Origin of the sequence: Streptomyces sp. NPDC005302 (genome assembly GCF_040607345.1) — a bacterium.
Lineage (GTDB): Bacteria > Actinomycetota > Actinomycetes > Streptomycetales > Streptomycetaceae > Streptomyces.
Genome location: NZ_JBEXGN010000002.1, coordinates 141,842 through 165,168 on the forward strand (window position 1 = coordinate 141,842; position 23,327 = coordinate 165,168).

At 71.3% G+C, this 23,327-nt stretch carries 20 protein-coding genes; 12 read left to right on the forward strand and 8 right to left on the reverse strand.

Annotated features, from left to right (window positions below; all coding sequences use genetic code 11):
* Positions 1 to 3: 3 nt before the first annotated feature.
* Positions 4 to 906, reverse strand: a complete 903-nt coding sequence (gene galU, locus ABZT74_RS03010; RefSeq protein ID WP_356172395.1) for a UTP--glucose-1-phosphate uridylyltransferase GalU — start codon at positions 904 to 906, stop codon at positions 4 to 6.
* A 132-nt stretch (positions 907 to 1,038) separates the two neighbouring features.
* Between galU and ABZT74_RS03015 the strand changes: the two genes are divergently transcribed.
* Complete coding sequence (locus ABZT74_RS03015) at positions 1,039 to 1,614, forward strand: 5-formyltetrahydrofolate cyclo-ligase (RefSeq protein ID WP_356172398.1); 576 nt, start codon at positions 1,039 to 1,041, stop codon at positions 1,612 to 1,614.
* Positions 1,615 to 1,712: 98 nt separating this feature from the next.
* On the opposite strand, the gene ABZT74_RS03020 is transcribed toward ABZT74_RS03015, so the two are convergent.
* The gene (locus ABZT74_RS03020; protein WP_356433142.1) at positions 1,713 to 4,469 is read right to left on the reverse strand and encodes a penicillin acylase family protein; all 2,757 of its coding nucleotides are present in this window, start codon (positions 4,467 to 4,469) and stop codon (positions 1,713 to 1,715) included.
* A gap of 207 nt (positions 4,470 to 4,676) precedes the next feature.
* Between ABZT74_RS03020 and ABZT74_RS03025 the strand changes: the two genes are divergently transcribed.
* From ABZT74_RS03025 to mscL, 6 genes are all read left to right on the forward strand, one after another.
* A complete protein-coding gene (locus ABZT74_RS03025) occupies positions 4,677 to 6,266 on the forward strand; it encodes a potassium/proton antiporter (RefSeq protein ID WP_356433380.1) in 1,590 nt (529 codons plus the stop codon).
* A 262-nt stretch (positions 6,267 to 6,528) separates the two neighbouring features.
* The gene (locus tag ABZT74_RS03030) at positions 6,529 to 7,791 is read left to right on the forward strand and encodes an MFS transporter (RefSeq protein WP_356433144.1); all 1,263 of its coding nucleotides are present in this window, start codon (positions 6,529 to 6,531) and stop codon (positions 7,789 to 7,791) included.
* Between the two features lie 68 nt (positions 7,792 to 7,859).
* On the forward strand, positions 7,860 to 8,183 hold the full coding sequence (locus tag ABZT74_RS03035) for an FmdB family zinc ribbon protein (protein ID WP_356433146.1): 324 nt from the start codon (positions 7,860 to 7,862) through the stop codon (positions 8,181 to 8,183).
* A gap of 163 nt (positions 8,184 to 8,346) precedes the next feature.
* Positions 8,347 to 9,225: an S-methyl-5'-thioadenosine phosphorylase gene (locus tag ABZT74_RS03040; RefSeq protein ID WP_356433148.1), complete on the forward strand. Its 879-nt coding sequence runs from the start codon at positions 8,347 to 8,349 to the stop codon at positions 9,223 to 9,225.
* Between the two features lie 512 nt (positions 9,226 to 9,737).
* A complete protein-coding gene (locus ABZT74_RS03045) occupies positions 9,738 to 10,232 on the forward strand; it encodes a hypothetical protein (RefSeq protein ID WP_356433150.1) in 495 nt (164 codons plus the stop codon).
* Positions 10,233 to 10,346: 114 nt separating this feature from the next.
* Positions 10,347 to 10,817 carry a large conductance mechanosensitive channel protein MscL gene (gene mscL, locus ABZT74_RS03050; protein ID WP_356433152.1) on the forward strand — a complete coding sequence of 157 codons (471 nt, stop codon included), beginning with the start codon at positions 10,347 to 10,349 and terminating at the stop codon, positions 10,815 to 10,817.
* A 22-nt stretch (positions 10,818 to 10,839) separates the two neighbouring features.
* On the opposite strand, the gene ABZT74_RS03055 is transcribed toward mscL, so the two are convergent.
* On the reverse strand, positions 10,840 to 11,022 hold the full coding sequence (locus ABZT74_RS03055) for a hypothetical protein (RefSeq protein WP_356433154.1): 183 nt from the start codon (positions 11,020 to 11,022) through the stop codon (positions 10,840 to 10,842).
* A gap of 124 nt (positions 11,023 to 11,146) precedes the next feature.
* Between ABZT74_RS03055 and ABZT74_RS03060 the strand changes: the two genes are divergently transcribed.
* From ABZT74_RS03060 to ABZT74_RS03075, 4 genes are all read left to right on the forward strand, one after another.
* A complete protein-coding gene (locus ABZT74_RS03060) occupies positions 11,147 to 12,370 on the forward strand; it encodes a low temperature requirement protein A (RefSeq protein ID WP_356433156.1) in 1,224 nt (407 codons plus the stop codon).
* A 64-nt stretch (positions 12,371 to 12,434) separates the two neighbouring features.
* Positions 12,435 to 13,463: a P1 family peptidase gene (locus ABZT74_RS03065; protein ID WP_355882965.1), complete on the forward strand. Its 1,029-nt coding sequence runs from the start codon at positions 12,435 to 12,437 to the stop codon at positions 13,461 to 13,463.
* A 175-nt stretch (positions 13,464 to 13,638) separates the two neighbouring features.
* The gene (locus ABZT74_RS03070; protein WP_356433158.1) at positions 13,639 to 14,865 is read left to right on the forward strand and encodes an Ig-like domain-containing protein; all 1,227 of its coding nucleotides are present in this window, start codon (positions 13,639 to 13,641) and stop codon (positions 14,863 to 14,865) included.
* 157 nt (positions 14,866 to 15,022) lie between these two features.
* Positions 15,023 to 15,772, forward strand: coding sequence for a DUF6227 family protein (locus ABZT74_RS03075; protein WP_355882971.1), 750 nt, complete (start codon positions 15,023 to 15,025; stop codon positions 15,770 to 15,772).
* Positions 15,773 to 15,818: 46 nt separating this feature from the next.
* Here ABZT74_RS03075 and ABZT74_RS03080 read toward each other — a convergent pair whose 3' ends face one another.
* The 5 genes from ABZT74_RS03080 to ABZT74_RS03100 form a co-directional block, all read right to left on the reverse strand.
* A complete protein-coding gene (locus tag ABZT74_RS03080; protein ID WP_355882973.1) occupies positions 15,819 to 16,076 on the reverse strand; it encodes a hypothetical protein in 258 nt (85 codons plus the stop codon).
* A 109-nt stretch (positions 16,077 to 16,185) separates the two neighbouring features.
* Complete coding sequence (locus ABZT74_RS03085) at positions 16,186 to 18,330, reverse strand: fructose-specific PTS transporter subunit EIIC (RefSeq protein WP_356433160.1); 2,145 nt, start codon at positions 18,328 to 18,330, stop codon at positions 16,186 to 16,188.
* A gap of 142 nt (positions 18,331 to 18,472) precedes the next feature.
* Positions 18,473 to 19,426, reverse strand: a complete 954-nt coding sequence (pfkB, locus tag ABZT74_RS03090; RefSeq protein ID WP_356433162.1) for a 1-phosphofructokinase — start codon at positions 19,424 to 19,426, stop codon at positions 18,473 to 18,475.
* Between the two features lie 97 nt (positions 19,427 to 19,523).
* A complete protein-coding gene (locus ABZT74_RS03095; protein ID WP_355882981.1) occupies positions 19,524 to 20,285 on the reverse strand; it encodes a DeoR/GlpR family DNA-binding transcription regulator in 762 nt (253 codons plus the stop codon).
* Between the two features lie 344 nt (positions 20,286 to 20,629).
* A complete protein-coding gene (locus tag ABZT74_RS03100; RefSeq protein ID WP_356433164.1) occupies positions 20,630 to 22,183 on the reverse strand; it encodes an MFS transporter in 1,554 nt (517 codons plus the stop codon).
* A 62-nt stretch (positions 22,184 to 22,245) separates the two neighbouring features.
* On the opposite strand from ABZT74_RS03100, the gene ABZT74_RS03105 reads away from it, so the two are divergent.
* A complete protein-coding gene (locus ABZT74_RS03105; protein WP_356433166.1) occupies positions 22,246 to 23,220 on the forward strand; it encodes a YafY family protein in 975 nt (324 codons plus the stop codon).
* Positions 23,221 to 23,327: the final 107 nt, after the last annotated feature.

Here is a 23,327-nt window from a genome sequence, read left to right on the forward strand (position 1 = left end):
TCCCTACATCTCCTCGGCTACGTAACTTCGAAGCCAGGTCCGGAAGTCCGGTCCCAGGTCTTCACGTTCGCACGCGAGTCTGACAATGGCACGCAGGTAGTCGCCACGGTCGCCGGTGTCATAGCGGCGGCCCTTGAAGACGACGCCGTGCACGGGGCCGCCGACCTTCTCGTCGGAGGCGAGCTGCTGGAGGGCGTCGGTGAGCTGGATCTCGCCGCCGCGGCCGGGCTCGGTCTTGCGCAGTATGTCGAAGATGTGGGGGTCGAGGACGTAGCGGCCGATGATGGCGTAGTTGCTGGGCGCGTCGGCCGCGTCGGGCTTCTCGACCAGGCCGGTCACCTTCACGAGGTCGCCCTCGCCCGTGGGTTCGACGGCGGCGCAGCCGTAGAGGTGGATCTGCTCGGGCGCGACCTCCATGAGGGCGATGACGCTGCCGCCGTGCTGCTCCTGGACCTGGACCATGCGGGCCAGCAGGGGGTCGCGCGGGTCGATCAGGTCGTCGCCGAGGAGGACGGCGAAGGGTTCGTGGCCCACGTGCGGGGCGGCGCAGAGCACGGCGTGACCGAGCCCCTTGGGGTCGCCCTGGCGCACGTAGTGCATGGTCGCGAGGTCGCTGGACTCCTGGACCTTGGCGAGCCGGCCGGCGTCGCCCTTCTTCTGGAGCGCCGATTCGAGCTCGTAGTTGCGGTCGAAGTGGTCCTCGAGCGGACGCTTGTTGCGGCCGGTGATCATCAGGACGTCGTCAAGACCCGCCGACGCGGCCTCTTCGACCACGTACTGGATCGCCGGCTTGTCGACGACCGGCAGCATCTCCTTGGGAGTGGCTTTGGTGGCCGGCAGGAACCGGGTGCCGAGGCCTGCCGCGGGAATGACAGCCTTACTGATCCTGGGGTGCGACTCAGTCATGCCAGAACCATATCCGGTGGCTATGTGCTGAATCTGTGGCTCCGGTTAATTCGCTCTCATATGAGCGCATTGAGAAGACTACGGGAGCGACCTGTGAGCGACCTGGGACCCGAACCGGACCCTACGAAGCGAATGTTGCGCCGAGGGTTCCTGTCGGTGAGAAGCGGGTTGACGGACGATGACGTGCGGAAGTCCGCCGCCGCGCTCGCCGTCCGGGCCCTGGAGCTGCCCGAACTGGCGCACGCGCGCTCGGTGGCGGCGTACGTCTCCGTGGGGAGCGAGCCCGGCACCCTCGCGCTCCTGGACGCGCTCCACGCGCGCGGGGTGCGGGTGCTGCTTCCGGTCCTGCTGCCGGACAACGACCTGGACTGGGGCGCGTACGAGGGGGCCGGCTCCCTCGCCCCGGTCCGGCACGGCGCGAGAATGGCCCTTCTGGAGCCCGTGGGCGAGCGGTTGGGCCCGGACGCCGTCCGCGGCGCGGACGTGGTCCTGCTCCCCGGTCTCGCCGTCGACGGGCGCGGGATGCGGCTGGGCCGCGGCGGGGGCTCCTACGACCGCGTCCTGGCCCGCCTGGAGCGGGCGGACGCCGATCCCGCGCTGGTGGTGCTCCTGTACGACGCCGAAGTCGTCGAGCGGGTACCGGCGCAGGCCCACGACCGGCCCGTCCACGCGGTGGTGACCCCCTCCGGGGTGCGGCGCTTCCGCTGACCCGCCCCGGAACGCGAAGTGGCCCTCCACGCGTGCGTGGAGGGCCACTTCGGCCGGGCAGCACGCGGGGTGTCACACCCCGCGTGCTACTGGAGCTGTCAGGGTTCGAGGACGAGGGTGTCGCTCGTCCTCTTGCCGACGGCCTTCTCCGAGAACGCCCAGGGCAGGAGTTCGCCCTTGGCCCAGAGATCCGTCTGGTCCGTGTAGTGCGCGCTGTAGGCGTGCCCGCTGGCTCCCGACAGGTTGATCCACTTCGACTTGTCGAGGTCGCCGAGGTTCACGACCATCCGCATCGAGGGGACCCACACCACTCCGTAGCCGCCCGCCGCGTTCCAGCCGGTCGCGTTGACCGTCGCCTCGCCGCCGCCGAGCTTCCAGGGGCCGCGGTTGAGCATGTACTGGAGGAAACGGGGGCCTTCGGTACCGAGGGTCTGGTTCTTCAGGAACAGGCGGTGCAGCCTGCCCCAGCTCCAGGTGTCGATGTCCTTGCCGAGCTTGGCGGTCAGCTCCCAGCGGGCGTCCCGCATGGCGCGTCCGAACAGCTCGTCCCGGGTGTCGGTCGCCTTCTGGGTGCGCGTCTTGGGCAGCTTCCACCAGTCGTTCTTCTCGTCGTTCATGATCTTGCGGACGACCTCGAACCAGCGGTCGCCGCCGTCCGGCTGCGCCTGGTCCGCGTCGCGCTCGCCGCACTCGCGCACCTTCTGGTCCTCGTCCGCGGGACCCGTGGTGTCGACCCGGTCGACGTTCAGGCACTGGCCCTTGACCCGCAGTTCCTTGGGCAGCTTGTTGCCGAAGGCGAGCTTGAGGATGTTGCGCCAGGTGGCGTTGAAGTAGGCGGCCGCCGCGGAGTCGGAGTCCTGGGTGTAGTCCCAGCCCTCCAGGAGCTTCTGCGCCTGGCGGACGTCCTTGTCGGCCACGTCGATCTTGAGCAGCTTCGGCACGATCAGCTTGGCGATCTCGCTGCTGTTGTCGAGCTGCATCTGCCGCATGTCGTCGGTGGAGATCTTGCCCCCGCCGTTGATCTTCGACTCGATCAGGTCGTTGATCCGCTGACTGCGCGTGCCGTAACCCCAGTCCGTGGTCAGCGTGTAGGGGTACTTGTCCTTGTCGACGACCGCCTGGTTCGCGGTGACGATGTAGCCGCGCTTCGGGTTGTACTCGTAGGGCAGCGCGGACTGCTTGATGTAGCCGGTCCAGCGGTACTTGGACTCCCAGCCGGGCGAGGGGAGCGAACCGTCGTCGCCCTCGGCGCGGGTGGGGATTTTGCCGGGCAGCTGGTAGCCGATATTGCCCTCGGTGTCGGCGTACACGAGGTTCTGCGAGGGCACGTCGAAGGACGTGGATGCCTTGCGGAACTCGGTCCAGTCCGACGCCTTGTCCATCTCGAAGACGGCGTCCATCGAGTTGCCGGGGTTCAGCGCGGTCCAGCGCAGCGCGATCGCGTAGCCGTCCCCGCGGTCGGGCGCCCCGGAGTCGACGGTGGCCTTCTTGCCGACCTTGACCAGTTCGTCGTCACGGTCGGAGAGCAGTGGCATGCCGTCCTCGGTCGACCGGACGACGATCGTCTTGCTCGCAGCGCCCGCGACCTTGATGGTCTCCTTGCGGGTGGTGAAGGGCAGCACCTTGCCGTCGTACGTGTAGCCCTCGCCGGTGATCTTCTCCAGGTAGAGGTCGGTGACGTCGACCCCGGAGTTGGTCATGCCCCAGGCGATGTCCTGGTTGTGGCCGATGACCACGCCGGGCATCCCCGCGAAGGTGTAGCCGGCGACGTCGTACTGGCACTTGGCGGAGAGCGACGTGCAGTGCAGGCCCATCTGGTACCAGACCGAGGGCAGCGAGGCCGACAGGTGCGGGTCGTTGGCGAGCAGCGGCTTGCCGGTGATGGTGTGGCTGCCCGAGACGACCCAGGAGTTGGAGCCGATGCCGTTGCCGTTGACGCCGACGGCGGTGGGCACGTTGTCGAGGACGTCGTAGAGGCCCGAGAGCTGGCTCTGGAACCCGGAGGGCGCCTCGGTGTTGCCCGCGAGCCCCGTGCCCGCCGTGGACGCCGAGCCCGAGGCGGTGCCGGCCGGGGAGTACGTCCCGGAGACGCTGTCGTACGCGCCCTCCTGGACGATCGCCTTGTTCCGGCTGTAGGGGTACTCCGGGTAGAGGTCGGCGATCTGCTTCGGGCCGAGCCGGCTCGTCATCAGAGAGCGGTCGATCTCGTCCTGCATGTTGCCGCGCAGGTCCCAGGCCATCGCCTTGAGCCAGGCCACGGAGTCGACCGGGGTCCACTGCTTGGGCGAGTAGTCGTTGCTGAAGCCGAGGGCGGCGTACTCCAGGGAGATGTCCTTGCCGTCCTTGCCCTTCAGGTAGGCGTTGACTCCCTTGGCGTACGCCTGAAGGTACTTCTTGGTGGAGGCCGACAGCTTGGTGTCGTACTCCTTCTGCGCCACCCGGTCCCAGCCGAGGGTGCGCAGGAACTCGTCGTTCTTGACCTGCCCGCTGCCGAACATCTCGGACAGCCGACCCGAGGTCATGTGGCGGCGCACGTCCATCTCGTAGAACCGGTCCTGCGCCTGGACGAAGCCCTGGGCCATGAACAGGTCCTCGTCGGACGAGGCGTAGACCTGGGGGATCCCGTTGCCGTCGCGCTTCACGTCCACCGGGCCCGAGAGACCGTCGAGCTTTATGGAGCCCTTGGTCTGCGGGAAGGAGGCGCGCACGGTGCTGACGCTCCAGTACGCGCCGAAGGCGATGCCCCCGATGATGGCAAGAACCAGGACAATCAAGAACAGTCGGGCTTTGCGCCCCTTCTTCCTGCCGGACTTGCCGGGCTTTTGGCCGGAAGAGGCGGTGGTGTTGGGGGGCATCGCTGTCCTTGCTGTCCTAACGCGAGCGGCAGGCGGTCCTGGAGTGCTGGAGCAACCATAGGCGCAGGGCCAACCGCGCCTTGACGCGGAGTGGGGAACCGGGAAGCACGAGCGTTCGATCTTGCCTCCCGGAACGTCAAGAAAGCGTCAAGAGTTAGGTAAGGTAACGAAGTACTTGCACTGAAGTACCCGGCTTCCGGTGCTCGGATCCGCGTACTCGTCCCGGCGGGACCGGATCGGCGAGAAAGGAAACAGCCCCTGACTGTCCACCACCTCAACCAGCTCCTGCTCGTATGCGCGCTCGTCCTGCTCGTCGCCGTCGCGGCGGTCCGGATCTCCTCACGCAGCGGGCTCCCCACCCTGCTCGTGTACCTGGGGATCGGCGTCGCCATGGGCCAGGACGGCGTCGGCGACGTCCACTTCAACAACGCCGAACTGACCCAGGTCATCGGATACGCGGCCCTGGTCGTGATCCTGGCCGAGGGCGGACTCGGCACGAAGTGGAAGGAGATCAAGCCGGCCCTGCCGGCGGCCTCCTCGCTGGCACTGGTGGGTGTCGCGGTGAGCGTCGGCGTCACCGCGACGGCGGCGCACTACCTGATCGACCTTGACTGGCGGCAGGCCCTCATCGTCGGGGCGGTGGTGTCCTCGACGGACGCCGCGGCGGTCTTCTCCGTCCTGCGGAAGATCCCGCTGCCCGCGCGCGTGACGGGCATCCTGGAGGCCGAGTCCGGGTTCAACGACGCCCCGGTGGTCATCCTCGTCGTCGCGTTCTCCACCGCCGGACCGGTGGAGCACTGGTACGTACTGGTGGGTGAGATAGCCCTGGAACTCGCGATCGGCGCCGCCATCGGGATCGCGGTCGGCTGGCTCGGCGCCTTCGGACTGCGGCACGTGGCGCTCCCCGCCTCCGGCCTGTACCCGATCGCCGTCATGGCCATCGCCGTCGTCGCCTACGCCGCCGGAGCACTCGCGCACGGCAGTGGGTTCCTCGCCGTCTACCTGGCCTCCATGCTGCTCGGCAACGCGAAGCTCCCGCACTGGCCCGCCACCCGCGGCTTCGCCGAGGGGCTCGGCTGGATCGCCCAGATCGGCATGTTCGTCCTGCTCGGCCTGCTGGTCACACCGCACGAGATGGGCGACGACGTCGTGCCCGCGCTCCTCGTCGGCCTGGTGCTCACGATGGTGGCGCGGCCCCTCAGCGTCATCGTCAGCCTGGCGCCCTTCCGCATGCCCTGGCAGGAACAGACCCTGCTCTCCTGGGCGGGCCTGCGCGGCGCCGTGCCCATCATCCTGGCGACCATCCCCATGGTGAACGGCGTCTCGGACAGCCGGCGGATCTTCAACATCGTCTTCGTCCTGGTCGTCGTCTACACCCTCGTCCAGGGCCCCACCCTGCCCTGGCTGGCCCGCAAACTCCGGCTCGGAGCACCCCCCGGCGCCGCCGACCTCGGCATCGAGTCGGCGCCCCTGGAACGGCTGCGCGGCCACCTGCTGTCGGTCTCCGTCCCCGAGGGGTCCCGGATGCACGGCGTCGAGGTGGGCGAGCTGCGGATGCCCCCGGGCGCCGCGGTCACCCTCGTCGTACGGGAGGGGAAGTCCTTCGTCCCCATGCCCACGACGGTGCTGCGGCTCGGCGACGAACTGCTCGTGGTCGCCACCGACCCGGTCCGCGACGCGGCCGAGAAGCGGCTCCGCGCGGTGGGCCAGGGCGGCAAGCTGGCCGGCTGGCTGGGCACCGGCGAGGTCGCCACCGAGAACCAGCGCGGCCACACGGCCCACCAGAAGGGCCTTTAACGGGACAACAGGGGGCAGTGGGCATTCCCAGGCGCGCGCCGCTACGGTGCTCCCTTTCACAGGCAAGGGGGGTGCCCGCCCCTGTAGGATGAAGGCACACCTAGATCGGACCAACTCTGCCTGACGCAGAGCTGGCGCGACCGTATGGCGGCCGTGACGCCCTCCTGCCGAGGACGCCGGTATCTACCGCAGATCCGCGCAAGAGGACAGCTCTCGGCGCCCCCGCACGGGCGCGCTACCAGGCGGCAGAAAGGCACGGGCCGTGGCATCCACGGTCACCTCCCGTCCTGGATACGGACAGCTGCTGCGCACCCGCGGCGCCTGGACGTTCCTGCTCCCCGGATTCGCCGCACGGCAGCCCTTCGCCATGCTGACGATCTCCATCGTGCTGCTCGTGCAGCACACCACCGGCTCGTACGGGGCGGCCGGCGCCGTCGCCGCCGTCACCGGCGTCGCCATGGCCCTCTTCGCGCCCTTCACCGGGCGGCTGGCCGACCGCCACGGGCAGCGGGCCGTTCTGCTGCCCGGCGTCCTCGTGCACGCCGTGGCAGGCCTCTCCCTGACCGCGCTGGCACTGGCGGACGCCCCGCTGTGGGCGCTCTTCGCCGCCGCCGTACCCACCGGCGCCTCGGTTCCGCAGGTCGGCCCCATGGTCCGGGCCCGCTGGGGCGTGAAGCTCCAGGGCTCCCCCCTGATGACGACCGCGGCCGCCTTCGAGTCCGTCACCGACGAACTCACCTTCGTCTTCGGCCCGCTGCTCGCCACCGCCCTGTGCACGGGCGTCAACCCCGCCGCGGGCCTGCTCACGGAGGCCTCGCTGACCCTCGTCGGCGGCCTGCTGTTCGCCGCACAGAGGAGCACCCAGCCCTCCGTCTCCGCCGACCGGCACACGCGCGTGGAGCACGGTTCCGCGCTGCGCGTCCCCGGGGTGCGCGTCCTCATCGTGACGTTCCTGGGCATCGGCTCCGTCTTCGGAGGCATGCAGGTCTCCCTGGCCGCGTTCAGCGAGTCGATCGGCGAGCCCGGCCTGAACGGCGTCCTGTACGGCGTCTTCGCGGCGGGCAACATGGTCTCCGGCATCGTCTGCGGCGCCGTCGCCTGGAAGATCGCCCCGCAGCGGCGGCTCCTCGTCGGGTACGCCGCCCTCGCGCTGACCGCCTCCGGACTGTGGGCCGCGCACTCCGTGATCGTGCTCTCGGGCATCGGCCTGCTGGTCGGCATGTGCATCGCCCCGGCCCTGATCACCGGCTACACCCTGGTCGAGAGTCTGGTCCCGCAGGGCGCCCGCACCGAGGCCTTCACCTGGCTCACCGGCGCGGTCGCGCTCGGCCAGGCGGCGGCTGTCACGGTCGCCGGCCAGCTGGAGGACCACGCCTGGGACGGCGCCGGCTTCCTGGTGCCGATGGCCGGTACGGTCCTTGCGCTGGCGACACTCCTGACCCTGCGGTCACGTCTCTCCACGAGCGCCCCGAGCAGGACGGTCGCACGTGGCGTCGGTCACCGAGTGCCGGTGACAGTGGACTGATCCCGCGGAATACGTCACTATGGACCGTCGTTAGCACTCATTGAGTGAGAGTGCCAGGAGGAAGACAAGTGCCGACCTACCAGTACCAGTGCACCGAATGCGGCGAGGGCCTCGAGGCGGTGCAGAAGTTCACCGACGATGCCCTGACCGAGTGCCCCAACTGCAGTGGCCGCCTGAAGAAGGTGTTCTCGGCCGTCGGCATTGTCTTCAAGGGCTCCGGCTTCTACCGCAATGACAGCCGCGGCTCCTCGTCGAGCAGCTCGCCCGCGTCCAAGCCGTCGACGTCCACCGCGGCGTCGTCCGACGCGAAGTCGACGTCCGGCTCGTCGCCCTCGTCGTCCTCGGACGCGAAGTCGTCGGGCTCCGGCTCGGCCGGCAGCTCCGCCGCCTAGGACCTCCGCGGCCGGCCAGGGCGACCGCCCCGGCCCCGTGAGGCTTTTTCCAGGCTCGTTCACGCCCGACCCCGTCGCCCTGTGACGACGGGGTCTTCGGCGTTCCCCCGGCCCCGTAGGCCCTGTCGGCCCGATCCGGACGACAGGCCCTAGGGTGCGGTCCATGGCGAATACGGACAACCCACAGAGGCCGGCCGCGGAGCACGCGACGAGCCGCGCCGAGATCGGTGTCATCGGCGGCTCGGGCTTCTACTCCTTCCTCGACGACGTGACCGAACTCCAGGTCGACACCCCTTACGGCCCTCCCAGCGACTCCCTGTTCCTCGGCGAGATCGCCGGCCGGCGCGTCGCGTTCCTCCCCCGCCACGGCCGCGGCCACCATCTGCCGCCGCACCGCATCAACTACCGGGCCAACCTGTGGGCGCTGCGTTCCGTCGGCGCGCGTCAGATCCTCGGGCCCTGCGCGGTGGGCGGTCTGCGCCAGGAGTACGGGCCGGGCACCCTGCTCGTCCCGGACCAGTTCGTGGACCGTACGAAGTCGCGGGCCCAGTCCTACTTCGACGGGCTGCCGCTGCCGGGCGGCTCCGTGCCGAACGTGGTGCACGTGTCACTCGCCGACCCCTACTGCCCTGTCGGCCGCGAGGTCGCCCTGGAGGCCGCCCGCGGCCGGAACTGGGAACCGGTGGACGGCGGCACGCTCGTCGTCGTGGAGGGTCCCCGATTCTCGACCCGGGCCGAGTCCCTCTGGCACCAGGCACAGGGCTGGTCGGTGGTCGGCATGACCGGGCACCCGGAGGCGGCGCTCGCCCGCGAGCTGGAGCTCTGCTACACGTCGTTGACGCTGGTCACCGACCTGGACGCGGGCGCCGAGAGCGGCGAGGGTGTCTCCCACGACGACGTGCTGAAGGTGTTCGCGGCGAACGTGGACCGGCTGCGGGGCGTGCTCTTCGACGCGGTCGCGGGGCTCCCGGAGAACGGCGCACGGGACTGCCTGTGCACGACGGCCCTGGGCGGGATGGACCCGGGGTTCGACCTGCCGTAGGCGCCGCGGGGCCTTCGGGGCCTTCGGGTCCTTCAGGTCCTTCAGGTCCTTCGGGGCGGATCTTGCCGGGGTGCCGCTTGGGGGCTGGTGGCGGACGGGCCCGGGCGGAGTGGTGCGGGGCCGGAGTGGTGCGGGGTGGGGCGGCACGGGGCGAGCGGGAGTGGTGCGGGCGGGTCGAGCCGGAGTGAAGCGGGCGGGGCGGAACGTCCCGTTCGGGTGAGGGAGTTGTCCACAATCCGTCGACGGTCCACCGGCTCCGGCGGGCACCGTCGCGAGGCCTCATCGTGGGATCGCAAGCCGGTCCCTCGTCACAGGTGGTGGTCTCCATGGCTCAGTACACCCGCCCCGTTCAGCCCGTCCCGCAAACCCAACTCCCGCCGCGGTCACAGCAGACGGCAGCACTCCATCCGCGGCCACAGCAACCCGCACCGCCCCGCCGCCAACGCCCTTCGCGGGAACAGCACACGGGACTCGACCGTCCACCCGGCACGGACGCTCCTCCGACGTGCGCCGTGCCGCTCTTCGCGCCGGTCCATGTGCGCGGCGGGCGGTACCGGCTGCGGCGTCTCGTGCGGCACCGGAGGCGGGCGATCGCCGCGGGCCTGGCGATGACGGCGGCCGCGCTCGTGGCGGCCGGCCCGCAGGACGCCGAAGGGGCGCGCGGACACCCGGTGCCCACTCCGGCCGCCGGTGTCGCCCCCACCGCCGCCGGATCCGGCCCCGCGCGCACACCCGTGACGCGCCCCGTGCGGACCGTGACGGCTCCCGTCCGGATCGCCGACGGTGCGACGGTCGGGCTGCTGCACCCCGGCGACCGCGTGGACGTGGTGGCCGCGGACAGCGGTGGCGCGGTGCGGGTGGTGGCGACCGGTGCGCGTGTCACCGAGGTGCCGGACGTCGGCGCCACCGAGACAGGGGCGCTGGTGGTCCTCGCCGTACCCCGCCCGACGGCCGTGCGGCTGGCCGGCGCGGGCACGACGTCACGGCTGGCGGTGACGTTGCGATGAGGGGAGAAACCATGCCAAGTCCCTCGTTGGAGCGCCCCAATTGGACACCACCGGCAGGCCCTGCCGTAGGTTTCGGAGCTGCTTGTTCCACGACTTGTGCAGAGGGGCCTCCTGGTGAGCGAGAAGCAGCAGCCCGGCGTCTGGGAGGGCTTCAAGGCCTTCCTGATGCGCGGCAACGTCATCGACCTGGCCGTCGCCGTGGTCATCGGCGCAGCCTTCACCAACATCGTCAACTCCGTGGTGAAGGGCATCATCAACCCGGTGGTCGGGGCGATCGGGACGAAGAACCTCGACAACTACAGCTCTTGTCTGCAGGACCCGTGCACCGGCACCGGCGACACCGCCGAGGGCATCCGCATCATGTGGGGTTCGGTGCTGGGGGCCACGCTCAGCTTCGTGATCACGGCCGCCGTCGTGTACTTCCTGATGGTCCTGCCGATGGCCAAGTTCCTGGCCCGGCAGGCCGCCCGTCAGAAGGCGAAGGAGAGCACCCAGGAGGTCATGGACTTGACCGAGCTGGAGGTGCTCAAGGAGATCCGCGACGCGCTGGTCGCGCAGCGGGGCAACGGCCACCGCGAAAGCTGACGGCGGGCCCCTGGGGCCGCGCTCAGATGTGGTGGGGCGGCTTCTCGTCGAGGAAGCGCTTCAGGTCGGCGGCACTGTCACCGGTGCTGTCGGCCTGCTCTCCCCATCCGCGGTCCGTGTCGTCCGAGGACTGCTGGCTCAGCGGGTCGTCGAAGACCAGCGCCGGCTTCGGATCGCACGGTTCGGAGGCGGGGGCGTCACTCATGCCTCCAGAGTACGTCGCGGGCGGCAGGGGTCCGGCGCGAAGCCGCCCGGGGGACTTCGGCGCCACGGCCACCCGAGATCGTCTTCACACCAATTCGCGGCGCTTTTCTGCTGTGCTTGGCCGCATGACCTCCCGTTCCACTCCCGAGTCCACCGCGGCGGCACGGCCCGCGAGCCGTCGTCCCCTGCGCAGAATGACCGCCCGCGGGCGCGAAGAGGCGCACCGGGTGGCGTCACCGCTGGAGCTCTTCTTCGACCTGTGTTTCGTGGTGGCCATCTCGCAGGCCGGCGCCGAGCTGGTGCACTCCGTGGCGGAGGGACACGCGGGCAAGGGCATCCTCAACTACGCGATGATCTTTTTCGCCATCTGGTGGGCGTGGATGAACTTCAGCTGGTTCGCGTCGGCGTACGACAACGACGACGTGCTCTACCGGATCGTCACCCTGGTGCAGATCGCGGGCGTGCTGGTGCTCGCCGCCGGGGTCTCGAAGGCCTTCGAGAGCCACGACTTCATGGTCGTCTGGATCGGCTACGTGATCATGCGGTTCGCACTGATCACGCAGTGGCTGCGGGTGGCGCGGTCCACGGAGGGCGCCGAAAGAACGATGGCCCTGCGGTACGCGGGCGGCGTGCTGCTCTGCCAGGTCGGCTGGCTCGGCCTGGTGCTCGCGCCCGAGGCGGCCCGCCCGTGGGTGTTCCTCGTCGTGGCGATCGCCGAGTTGTGCGTCCCCCTGTTCGCGGAGAAGGACCATCCGACGTCCTGGCACCCGCACCACATCTCCGAGCGGTTCGGGCTGTTCACGATCATCGTGCTGGGCGAGACGATCGCCGCGGCCACGGTCGCGGTGAAGTCCGCGGTGGACGAGCACGACGCGCTGGGTGAGCTGCTGCCGATCGCGGCGGGCGGGCTGCTGATCGTGTTCTCCGCGTGGTGGATCTACTTCGTGGTGCCGATCCACGGTCACCTGCGGACCAGCGGCCAGGCGTTCCTGTGGGGGTACGGGCACTATCTGATCTTCGCGTCGGCCGCCGCGATCGGGGCCGGCCTGGAGGTTGCGGTCGAGCAGGCGGTCGGCACCGCGCATATCTCGACCCTCGCCGCGTCCGCCGCGGTGACGCTGCCGACCGCGCTGTACTTCCTCGCCGTGTGGGTGCTGCACTCCCGCTACTTCAAGGTGGGCATCGGTCAGCAGCTCGTCCTGCCGACCACCGCCCTGCTGGTCATCCTGTGCACCTTCCTCGGCGACTGGGCGGTGCCCGCCGCGGGCGTCGTCACGGCGCTGGCCGTGGCGCTGGGCGTGGCGCTGTCGGCGCGGATGGTGGCGCGCGAGGCGACGGTGGGCGCGTAGCCGCGCGGGAGTCGAGGTCCCCCGGTGCGGCTGCGCGGGGCCGGGGCCGGGGAACACTGGGCGCATGACAGTTGACGCTCTGACGGATGTGGCCGGTCTTCGGGTGGGACACGCGACGCGTACCGGCGACGGGTGGCTCACGGGGACGACGGTCGTGCTCGCCCCCGAGGGCGGTGCGGTCGCCGCCGTGGACGTGCGGGGCGGCGGGCCCGGCACCAAGGAGACCGACGCGCTCGATCCCCGCAACCTCGTGCAGAGGGTCGAGGCGGTGGTGCTGACCGGCGGCAGCGCCTACGGGCTGGACGCGGCGTCGGGCGTGATGGCCTGGCTGGAGGAGCGCGGGCGCGGGGTCCGGGTGGGGCCCGACCCGCTGCACGTCGTACCGGTCGTGCCCGCGGCCTGCGTCTTCGATCTGGGCCGGGGCGGGGGTTTCCGGTGCCGGCCGGACGCCGCCACCGGGCGGGCCGCGGTCGAGGCGGCGGACGCGAGCGAGCCGGGCGCCGAGGTGCCCGAGGGAGGGGTGGGCGCGGGGACGGGAGCGGTGGTCGGGGAGATGAAGGGCGGGGTCGGGACGGCGAGTGTCGTGCTGGGGTCCGGCATCACGGTCGGCGCGCTGGTGGTGGCCAACGCGGCCGGCTCGGTGATGGAACCGGAGACGGGCGCGTTGTACGGGGAGTTGATGGGGGGACGTGCGGCGTATCCGGCCGCGCCGGTGCACGCGGCCGCTCGGCGGCGGCTCGCCGAGTCCGCGGCGAAGAACGCGCCGCCGCCGCTGAACACCACGCTGGCCGTGGTCGCGACCGACGCCGACCTGACGCGCGCGCAGGCGCAGAAGCTCGCGGGCACGGCGCACGACGGGATCGCCCGCGCCGTGCGGCCGGTGCATCTGCTGAACGACGGGGACACGGTGTTCGCGCTGGCCACGGGCGGCGTCCCGCTCGACGCCGGGAACCCGCTCGCGTTGAACGAGATCCTCGCGGCGGGCGCGGACCTGGTGACGCGCGCCATCGTGCGGGCCGTGCGCGCCGCCGGTCCGGTGGACGGACCGGGCGGGGCGTGGCCGTCGTACGAGGAGTTGTACGGAAGGGGGTAGGGCCTGGACCGGACGACGGGTTCCAGGGGGTGTCCGGCCTTCGGGCTGGGCGATTGTCCTGGTTCTGTCACGTGACGGTCCCCGGCCCGAGCCGACGGGAACCCCTCACGGCGCCGCTCGCTCTTTCACCCCGTACCGCAGCGGACGCCGCAGACGACGACAACGGGGAGCAGCCGTGACAACGCCGAACAGGACAGCGCGCGCACTGGGGGCCTGTGCCGCCCTGATGATCGGCGCCCTCACCCTCACCGCCTGCGGCGGCGACGCCAGCGCCGACACCACGGGTGGAAACGACGGCAAGGGCGGCGAGAACTCCGCCCGGACGTCCACGGCCCGGATCGTCATCTCGGCCAAGGACGGCTCGACGAGCGCGTCCATCAACGCGACGGGCGTGAAGGTGAGCCACGGCAGGCTGACCGACGTGAAGATGACGGTCGCCGGGAGCGGGACGGCCGTACCGGGGGCGGTCGCGGCGAACGGCGGCTCCTGGAAGCCGAAGGGGCAGTTGGAGCGGGGCACGAAGTACCAGATCTCGGCGACGGCGAAGGACGCGGAGGGGCGGACCGCGGCGGCCAACTCGATCTTCACCACGGTCTCTTCGGGCAACAGCTTCATCGGCACGTACACGCCGGACGACGGGGCCACGGTCGGGGTCGGCATGCCGGTGTCGTTCACCTTCGACAAGGCGATCGGCGACAAGAAGACCGTCCAGTCGCACATCGAGGTGACTTCCAGCAGCAGCCAGCGGGTCGTGGGCCACTGGTTCGGGGCACAGCGCCTCGACTTCCGGCCCGAGGAGTACTGGAAGGCCGGCTCCAAGGTCAGCATGAAGATCGACCTTGACGGGGTCGAGGGCGCCAACGGCGTCTACGGGGTGCAGAAGAAGACCGTCACCTTCACCGTCGGCCGCTCCCAGGTCTCCACGGTCGACGTGAACACCCAGACGATGACGGTCGTGCGGGACGGAAAGACCCTCAAGAGCGTGCCGATCTCGGCGGGCAGCCCCGAGCACACCACGTACAACGGGCAGATGGTGATCTCGGAGAAGTTCGCGCGGACGCGGATGAACGGTTCGACGGTCGGGTACGGCGGCGAGTACGACATCCCCGACGTGCCGCACGCGATGCGTCTGACGTCGTCCGGGACGTTCATCCACGGCAACTACTGGTACAGCCGCGGGGACGCGCCCTTCGGCCGGCAGGGCACCAGTCACGGCTGTGTCGGTCTCGCCGACGAGCAGGGCACGCAGGGCGCCACCCCCGCCAAGTGGTTCTTCGACAACTCGCTCGTCGGGGACGTCGTGACGGTCAGGAACTCCCCCGACAAGACGGTCGCACCGGACAACGGGCTCAACGGCTGGAACATGTCGTGGAGTGCCTGGACCGCCGGAAGTGCCGTCTGACGAGGGCCTTTTGAGTGCCGGGCGGGTCATGCGGGAACTCCCCGCGCGGCCCGCCCGTTTTCCGTCCGTACGTTTTCTCGGTTCGCGGACATGATGTCCGACCGAGGGGCTACGGTATGCACCCACAAGGTGACATGCAGCAACGCCGGGAGAAACCTTGAGCGTTCCGTACGAGACAGCAGCGTACGAACCACCCGAGTCGCCCGAGTCTCCGGAGGAGCATCTCGAAAGGCTTCTGGGCCGCGCCCTGAACTCGTTCGAGCTGCCCGACGAGACGATACGGCTTCTCGACTGCGCGCTGGCGCACGACAGCTCGTTGCACTCCGCGCACCACAGCGCCGGACTGCACCGGGAGACGTACCGGCACACGTGGCTGCTCTCCGACGGCTCGGCCGTCACGCTGTGGGAGCTCGTGCACAACACGGCGGTCGGCCGCGACGCACAGCACGAGGTGTACATCGACGAGGAAGAGGTGCGGGCGGCCACGGCCCGGCTCGCTCTCCCGCCGGACGCGCCGGACTTCGAACTGCCCGCGTTCGTGCAGTTGTCGTCGATTCCGGAGCCGCGGCACACGTACGTGCCCGACGCCTCCGCGGATCACGCGCGCCGGCTCCTGCGGCGCGCGGAGAACGCGGACGGGCCGGACGCCGAGCTGTCGGCGCTGCTGCTGCGCGAGGCGTTCGCGCACCAGATCACCCAGGCCTTCGGCCGCCCCGGACGCACCGGACAGGCGGGGCTGTCCTTCTCGCTGTACGAGCACGCGTTCCTGCTGCGGGACGGGCAGGAGATCTCCCTGTGGGAGGTCGAGCACACCGCGACGCCGGACCGCCGGCACATGTGCGAGGTGTACGCGACGGAGGACGCGGCGCGGGACGCCATGGAGCGGCGCGCGGCCCGACTCGGCTGACCGGCCGCGCGACCCCGAGGACCTACGGACCTGCGGACTCGTCGCCCTATGGCCGGCTGTCGCTGAACTGCCGTACCAGGCGCGCGAATGCGGCACGTTCCTCGGGAGTCAGTTCCACGGATTCCGAGTCGGGGCCGGAGCGGCGCTGACCGGGCAGGGCCCGGAGTGCTTCGCCGGGATGCGGCGTCACGGCGCCGGAAGGCCCGCCGCGCAGCAGGCGGGCCAGGCCGACGACCCAGACGGCGGTCGCCAGCGCGAGGAACGCCACGCCGGTCAGCTGGAGGATCGACACGTGCTCGGGCATGCGCCCCAGTAGACACCACGGTCCGGGACTTTGGGCCCGGACCGTGACGCATCTCGCAGAAGCGGTGAACGCCTCACAGCTGCCCCAAAGGGGCACGGTGACGGGCGGTTCAGGCCGCGACCGGCTCCTTCGAACCGGTCGGGGACGCCGCGCTGGTGCCGGTGCTTTCGGCGCCGGTGCCCGCCGGGGACTGTTTGCGCAGGCCCTTCAGGACGACGACCAGCGCGGTGGTGACGCCGACGCCGGCGGCGATGGCGATCAGGTAGAGGAACGGGTTGCCGATCAGCGGAACCACGAAGATGCCGCCGTGCGGGGCGCGCAGCGTGGCGCCGAACGTCATCGACAGGGCACCGGTGACAGCGCCGCCCGCCATCGCGGAGGGGATGACGCGCAGCGGGTCGGCGGCGGCGAAGGGGATCGCGCCCTCGGTGATGAAGGAGGCGCCCAGGACCCAGGCGGCCTTGCCGTTCTCGCGCTCGGCCGGAGTGAAGAGCCTGGCGCGCACGGTCGTCGCGAGGGCCATCGCCAGCGGCGGGACCATGCCCGCCGCCATCACGGCCGCCATGATCTTCATCGCCGAGTCGCCGGGGTTCGTGACGGCGATCCCGGCGGTGGCGAAGGTGTAGGCGACCTTGTTGACCGGGCCGCCGAGGTCGAAGCACATCATCAGGCCGAGCAGGGCGCCGAGCAGGACGGCGTTCGTGCCGGTGAGGCCGTTCAGCCAGTCGGTCATGCCCTTCTGGGCGGACGCGATGGGCTTGCCGATCACCACGAACATCAGGAACCCGACGACCGCCGAGGAGATCAGCGGGATCACCACCACCGGCATGATGCCGCGCACCGCCGCCGGGATGCGGACCTTCTGGATCGCCATCACCACGCCACCGGCGATCAGGCCCGCCGCGAGGCCGCCGAGGAAGCCCGCGTTGATGGTGAGGGCGATCGAGCCGCCGACGAAGCCGGGGACGAGGCCGGGCCGGTCCGCCATGCCGAAGGCGATGTAGCCGGCCAGGACCGGGATCAGGAAGTTGAAGGCGACGCCGCCGATCTGGAACAGCAGCGCACCCCAGCTGTCCGCCTGGGTCCACACGAAGTGGTCCATGACGGAGGGTGCCTTGTTGACCTGCCAGCCGCCGATCGCGAAGCCGAGGGCGATGAGCAGACCGCCCGCGGCGACGAACGGGACCATGTAACTCACCCCGGACATCAGCCAGGTGCGGAGCCGGGTGCCGTAGCCCTCGCCGGCTTCACCGGTGCGCTCGACGGGCGTGCCGGGGGACGATCCGGCGGAGGCCGGTCCGGCGGTCACCTCGCCGCGGGCGGCCTTCTCCCGCACCTCGGCGACGAGTTCGGCGGCCCGGTTGATGCCCGCCTTCACACCGACGTCGACGGTCGGCTTCCCGGCGAAGCGCTCCTTCTCCCGTACGGGCACGTCGTGCGCGAGGATCACGCCGTCCGCCGCCGCGATCACCGCCGGGTCGAGGCGGGTGAAGCCGGCGGATCCCTGTGTCTCCACGACGAGTTCGACCCCGGCCTCGCGGCCCGCGTTCTCCAGGGACTCGGCCGCCATGTAGGTGTGCGCGATGCCGGTGGGGCAGGAGGTGACGGCGACGACACGGAACGGGCGGCCTTCCGGAGCGGCGGTGTCGCCCGGCGCCGGGGCGGATCCGTCCTCGGTGGTCGCGTCCGGCGCCGGGGCCGCGTCGGCGGCAGCGGCGCCCTCGGCGGAGGCCGTCGAGGGCACGGAGGGCGTGGAGGCCGTCGGCGGCTCGGCGTTCCCGGCGGGTGCGGGGGCGTCCTCGGGCGCCGCGGACCGGTCGCCGCGGATGAGCGCCGCCGCGGTCCGCGTGTCGTCCACCGCACGCAGCGCGGTGGTGAACTCGGCGTTCGTCAACTGCCGGGCGAGCGCCGACAGGATGGTGAGGTGGGCGTCGTCCGCGCCCGCCGGAGCGGCGATCAGGAAGATCAGGTCGGCGGGGCCGTCGGGTGCGCCGAAGTCGATCCCCGCGGCCTTGCGTCCGAAGGCGAGCGTCGGTTCCGTGACGTGTTCGCTGCGGCAGTGCGGGATGCCGATGCCGCCGTCCAGGCCGGTCGGCATCTGGGCCTCGCGGGCGGCCACGTCGGCGAGGAAGCCGTCCAGGTCGGTGACCCGGCCCAGGGCCGCCATGCGCTCGGCGAGGGCACGCGCCGCCGCCTCCTTGGTGTCGGCGGACAGGTCGAGATCGACCAGGTCCGCGGTGATCATCTCGCTCATCGCGGGCTCCTTCGCTCGCGTATCGCCCGGGGGGAGTCATGGGCGGGAACGGAAGTGGGGACGGGGACGGAAGTGGGGACGGCGACGAAAGGGGGGACGGGGTCGGGGACGGGGGTGCTCGGTTCGGCGGGGGCGGGGCCGGTCATGCCACCGGCTCCGTCAGGGGGCGGGACTCCGGGACCTCCGTCGTGACGGTCACGGTGTCCGGGGCGAGGTCGTCGGGACCCGGCATCACGCTGCCGGGGAGCTGGACGGCGGCGGCGCCGTGCGCGACCGCCGAGGCGAGGGCCGACGGCCCGCTGCCCCCGGCGATCAGGAACCCGGCGAGCGAGGCGTCACCGGCGCCCACGTTGCTGCGTACGGTGTCGACGCGGGCGCTGCCGAACCACGTGCCGGCGCCGTCGACGAGCACCTGCCCGTCGGCGCCCAGGCTCGCGAGCACGGCGCGCGCGCCCATCGCGCGCAGTTCCTCGGCCGCCTTCACCGCGTCGCCCACCGTGGCGAGGGGACGGGCGACCGCCGCGGCGAGTTCCTCGGCGTTGGGCTTCACCACGTCGGGCCGCTCGCGCAGCGCCGCGAGGAGCGCCGGACCGGAGGTGTCCAGCGCGATCCGGGCGCCCGCCGTGTGGGCCCGGGCGACGAGTTCGGCGTACCAGGAGGGGGCGAGTCCGCGGGGCAGGCTGCCGCAGCAGGTGATCCAGCCGGTGTCGGCGGGGCGGTAGACGCGGCGGACGGTCTCCAGCAGGAGTTCGGCCTCGGCGGCGCAGAGGTCGGGGCCGGGCGCGTTGATCTTCGTCAGGGTGCCGTCCGGCTCGGCGACCGAGATGTTCGAGCGGGTGGCCCCGGCGACCGGGACCGGGGCGACCTCGATGCCCTGGGCGGCGAGGAGTTCGGCGACGAGCGCGCCGGGGGCGCCCCCGAGGGGCAGGACGGCGACCGTGTGCCGCCCGGCGGCGGCGACCGCTCGCGAGACGTTCACGCCCTTGCCGCCGGGGTCCACGCGTTCCCCGGTGGCCCGGATGACCTCGCCGCGGTCGAGCGCGGGAACCTCGTACGTACGGTCCAGCGAGGGGTTGGGGGTGACGGTGAGGATCATGCGCTCTCGTCTCTCGGCACGTGGTTCTCGTCTCTCGGCGCGTGGCTCTCGGCTCTCGGCACGACGTGCCGCGCTCCGTGGGGTCCGGCGACAGCCCCTAGACGCGGAGCACTTCGGTGCCTCCGCCCTCGACGGCGGAGGCGTCCTCGGGGTCGAGCCCGCGATCGGTGATCAGCAGGTCCACCTCGCCGAGGTCGCCGAAGCGCGCGAAGTGCTCCTGGCCGCTCTTGGAGGAGTCCGCGAGCAGGACGACCCGGCGTGCCGCGTGCAGGGCGGCGCGCTTGACGGCCGCCTCCGCGAGGTCGGGTGTGGTCAGTCCGCCGGAGGCCGAGAAGCCGTTGGCGGCGACGAAGACGACGTCGGCGCGGATCTCGGCGTACGCGCGCAGCGCCCAGGCGTCCACCGCGGCACGCGTCCGGGTGCGGACCCGTCCGCCGACGAGGTGGAGCTGGACGCCGGGGTGGTCGGCGAGGCGGGCCGCGATCGGAAGGCTGTGGGTGACGACGGTGAGCGTGGCCTCCAGCGGGAGGGACGCGGCGAGCCGGGCGACCGTGGAGCCGGCGTCCAGGATCACCGTGCCGTCGTGCGGCAGTTCGGCGATCGCGGCCTCGGCGATACGGTCCTTCTCGTCGGCGGCGGTCGACTCGCGCTCGGCGAGGTCGGGCTCGAAGTCCAGGCGGCCCGCGGGGATCGCGCCACCGTGCACCCGGCGCACCAGTCCGGCGCGGTCCAGCGCCTTCAGATCCCGTCGGATGGTCTCCGCGGTGACCTGGAACGTGTCGGCCAGCGACAGGACGTCCACCCGGCCGCCGTCACGGGCGAGCCGCAGGATCTCCTGCTGCCGCTCCGGTGCGTACATGTCCGTTCGCCTCCGCCTGATGTCCGAACCTGTGGATTCAGACGGAGGCTACGCGCGAATGTCCGCGAAGTAAACAGGTTCGGGGCCGGTTCGGGCATGAACGGACATCGAGGGGCTCGGGGGGCGAGCGGCCGGGCTCACCGGACGCCGGGGTTCGCGGGCGGCCGAGATCGTCGGACGGCAGCGGGTCGTGGGCGGCCGGAGTTCGCGGAAGAGGAACCCGAAGGGGCCCGGCACCTGAAGTGCCGGGCCCCTTCGACCGGTCGACGCGAGACTCAGCCCGCTGGGCCTTCTCAGGCCGCTCAGCCTTCTCGGTCACTTAGCCTTCGCGCCGCTCAGCCCTCTCAGCCGACGAGTTCCGGCTGCTTCGGGTCGGCCTCTCCCGTCACGACCTCGTCCTCCACGCCCTCCACGTGCTGGGCGGGCTTCCTGGGCAGCGCGAACATCACCAGGAAGATGAGGACCAGGACCGCGGCGACCCAGCCCAGCGCGTGCTGGAAGGCGTTCGCGAAGGCGGGGCCCACCTGGTCGGCGGTCAGACGGTCGCCGATCTCGCCGAAGAAGACGACCGACACCAGGCCGAGGCCGAGCGCGTTGCCCATCTGCTGCACGGTGTTGATCAGGCCCGACGCCGAGCCCGCGTGCTCCCGGGGGACGTCCGAGAGCACGGCGTCCGTCAGCGGGGCGACGATGAAGCCCATGCCCGCGCCCATGACCACCAGCGGAAGGGCCATCTGCCAGGGGGCGATGTCCATGCCGTACCGGTCGGACTCCCAGATGTAGAGCAGGACTCCGAGCGTCATGAGCAGGGCGCCCGCCTGGAGCACCTTGCGTCCGAAGCGCGGGACCAGCAGCTGCACGGACATGCCCGCCGCCGCCGAGACCGCGATCGAGAACGGCACTCCGGTGAGCCCGGCCCGCAGCGCGGTCCAGCCCAGGCCGACCTGCATGTAGAGCGTCCAGACCAGGAAGAAGATGCCGAGCGCGATACCGAAGACGGTCTGCACGGCGATGCCCGCCGCGAAGCTCTTCACCTTGAACAGCGACAGCTCGACGAGCGGCGAACCGTCCCGCGCCGCCTTCCGCTTCTCGTACGCGACGAGCACAGCGAACACGACGGCGGAGCCGGCCATCGACAGGTACCCCCACAGCGGCCAGCCCAGCTCACGGCCGCGGGTCAGCGGGTAGAGCAGCATCAGCAGGCCGAGGGTGACGAGGGCGACGCCGACCAGGTCGAGCTTGAGGGCGCGCGGGGCCTTGGACTCGCTGATGAAGCGGCGGCCGAGGATCAGCGCGACGACGCCGACGGGCAGGTTGATGAGGAAGATCGGCCGCCACTCCAGACCGAAGAGGTTCCACTCGGTGAGCAGGGCGCCGAGCAGCGGGCCGGAGACGGCGCCGAGTCCGACGATCGCGCCGAACAGGCCGAAGACCTTGCCGCGTTCGTGCGCGGGGAAGGTGGCGTGCACGATCGACAGCACCTGGGGCACCATCATCGCGGCCATGGCGCCCTGCAGGATGCGCGAGGCGACGAGCATCTCCGGGTTCGCCGCGAAGCCGCACAGCGCGGACGCGACGGTGAAGCCCGCTATGCCGAGGAGGAAGAGCCGCTTGCGGCCGTGGATGTCACCGAGTCGCCCACCGGTGATGAGTCCCGCCGCGAAGGCCAGCGCGTATCCGGCGGTGATCCACTGGATCTGGCTGAACGTGGCGTGCTCGTTCCGCTGAATCGACGGGATCGCGATGTTGACGATCGTGACGTCGACCAGGTCCATGAAGGCGGCGGTCATCACGATGGCGAGGGCGAACCAGCGGCGGCGGTCGGCCGCGCTGCCGGCGGCCGGCCCGCCGGGAAGATCGGAGGTCTCTGTCGCAGAGGACTCGGTGGTGGAGGTCATGCGGTCAAGCTAGTGCCCCATTAGGTCAGATCGTGTCCTAGTGGTGCGGCACCCTGGAGGGCATGACGACGGACACCCCGGCGCGACTCCTCCAGCTCCTCTCCCTCCTCCAGACGCCCCGCGAATGGCCCGGCGGCGAGCTGTCCGAGCGGCTCGGGGTGTCCCGGCGCACGGTCCGCCGCGACATCGACCGGCTGCGCGAGCTGGGCTATCCGGTGCAGGCGAGCAAGGGCGCCGACGGCGGATACCGGCTGGTCGCGGGCAAGGCGATGCCGCCGCTCGTCCTCGACGACGAGGAGGCGGTGGCGATCGCGGTGGGCCTGCGGGCCGGTGCCGGTCACGCGGTCGAGGGCGTGGACGAGGCGTCCGTACGGGCGCTCGCCAAGCTGGAGCAGGTCCTGCCGTCCCGGCTGCGGCACCGCGTGTCCACACTCCAGGCCGCGACGACACCGCTGACCAGCGGGGACGGCGCGAGCATCGCGCCCGAGACGCTGACCGTGATGGCGTCGAGCGTGGCGGGCCGGGAGCGGTTGCGGTTCGCCTACCGCTCGGGGGACGGAACCGCGTCGCGGCGGCTGACCGAGCCGTACCGGCTGGTGTCCACCGGCCGCCGCTGGTACCTCGTCGCGTACGACCTCGACCGCGAGGACTGGCGGACGTTCCGCGTCGACCGCGTCACCGAACCCGTCGCGACCGGCGCCCGGTTCACGCCGCGCGAGCTGCCGACCGGGAGCGCCGCCGAATACCTGCGCCAGTCGGTGTACCGGCGCCAGGAGACGTACGCCTTCGACGTCACCTTCGCCGCACCGGCCGACTTCGTCACCGCACGCCTGCCCGCCTGGCTCGGCGCCCCCGAACCGGTCGACGAGCACACCTGCCGGCTCCGCGCCTCCTCCGGCGACTCCGTGGAGTGGCTGGCGGTGCGGATAGCGATGGTCGACTGCGAGTTCACGGTCCACGAGCCCAGGGAACTGAGCGACTACGTAAGAGACTTGGGCGCGCGCCTCAGCCGCGCGGCGGGCGACGCCGGGGACTGACGCCGTACGTGAGGGACGCGAGGGCGTGACGAGCCTGCGCTCCGTGGCCCACCGGTAGACCGGCGGACCGGCCGACCGGCGTGCGGGGTTGCCGCTTCGGTGTCGAC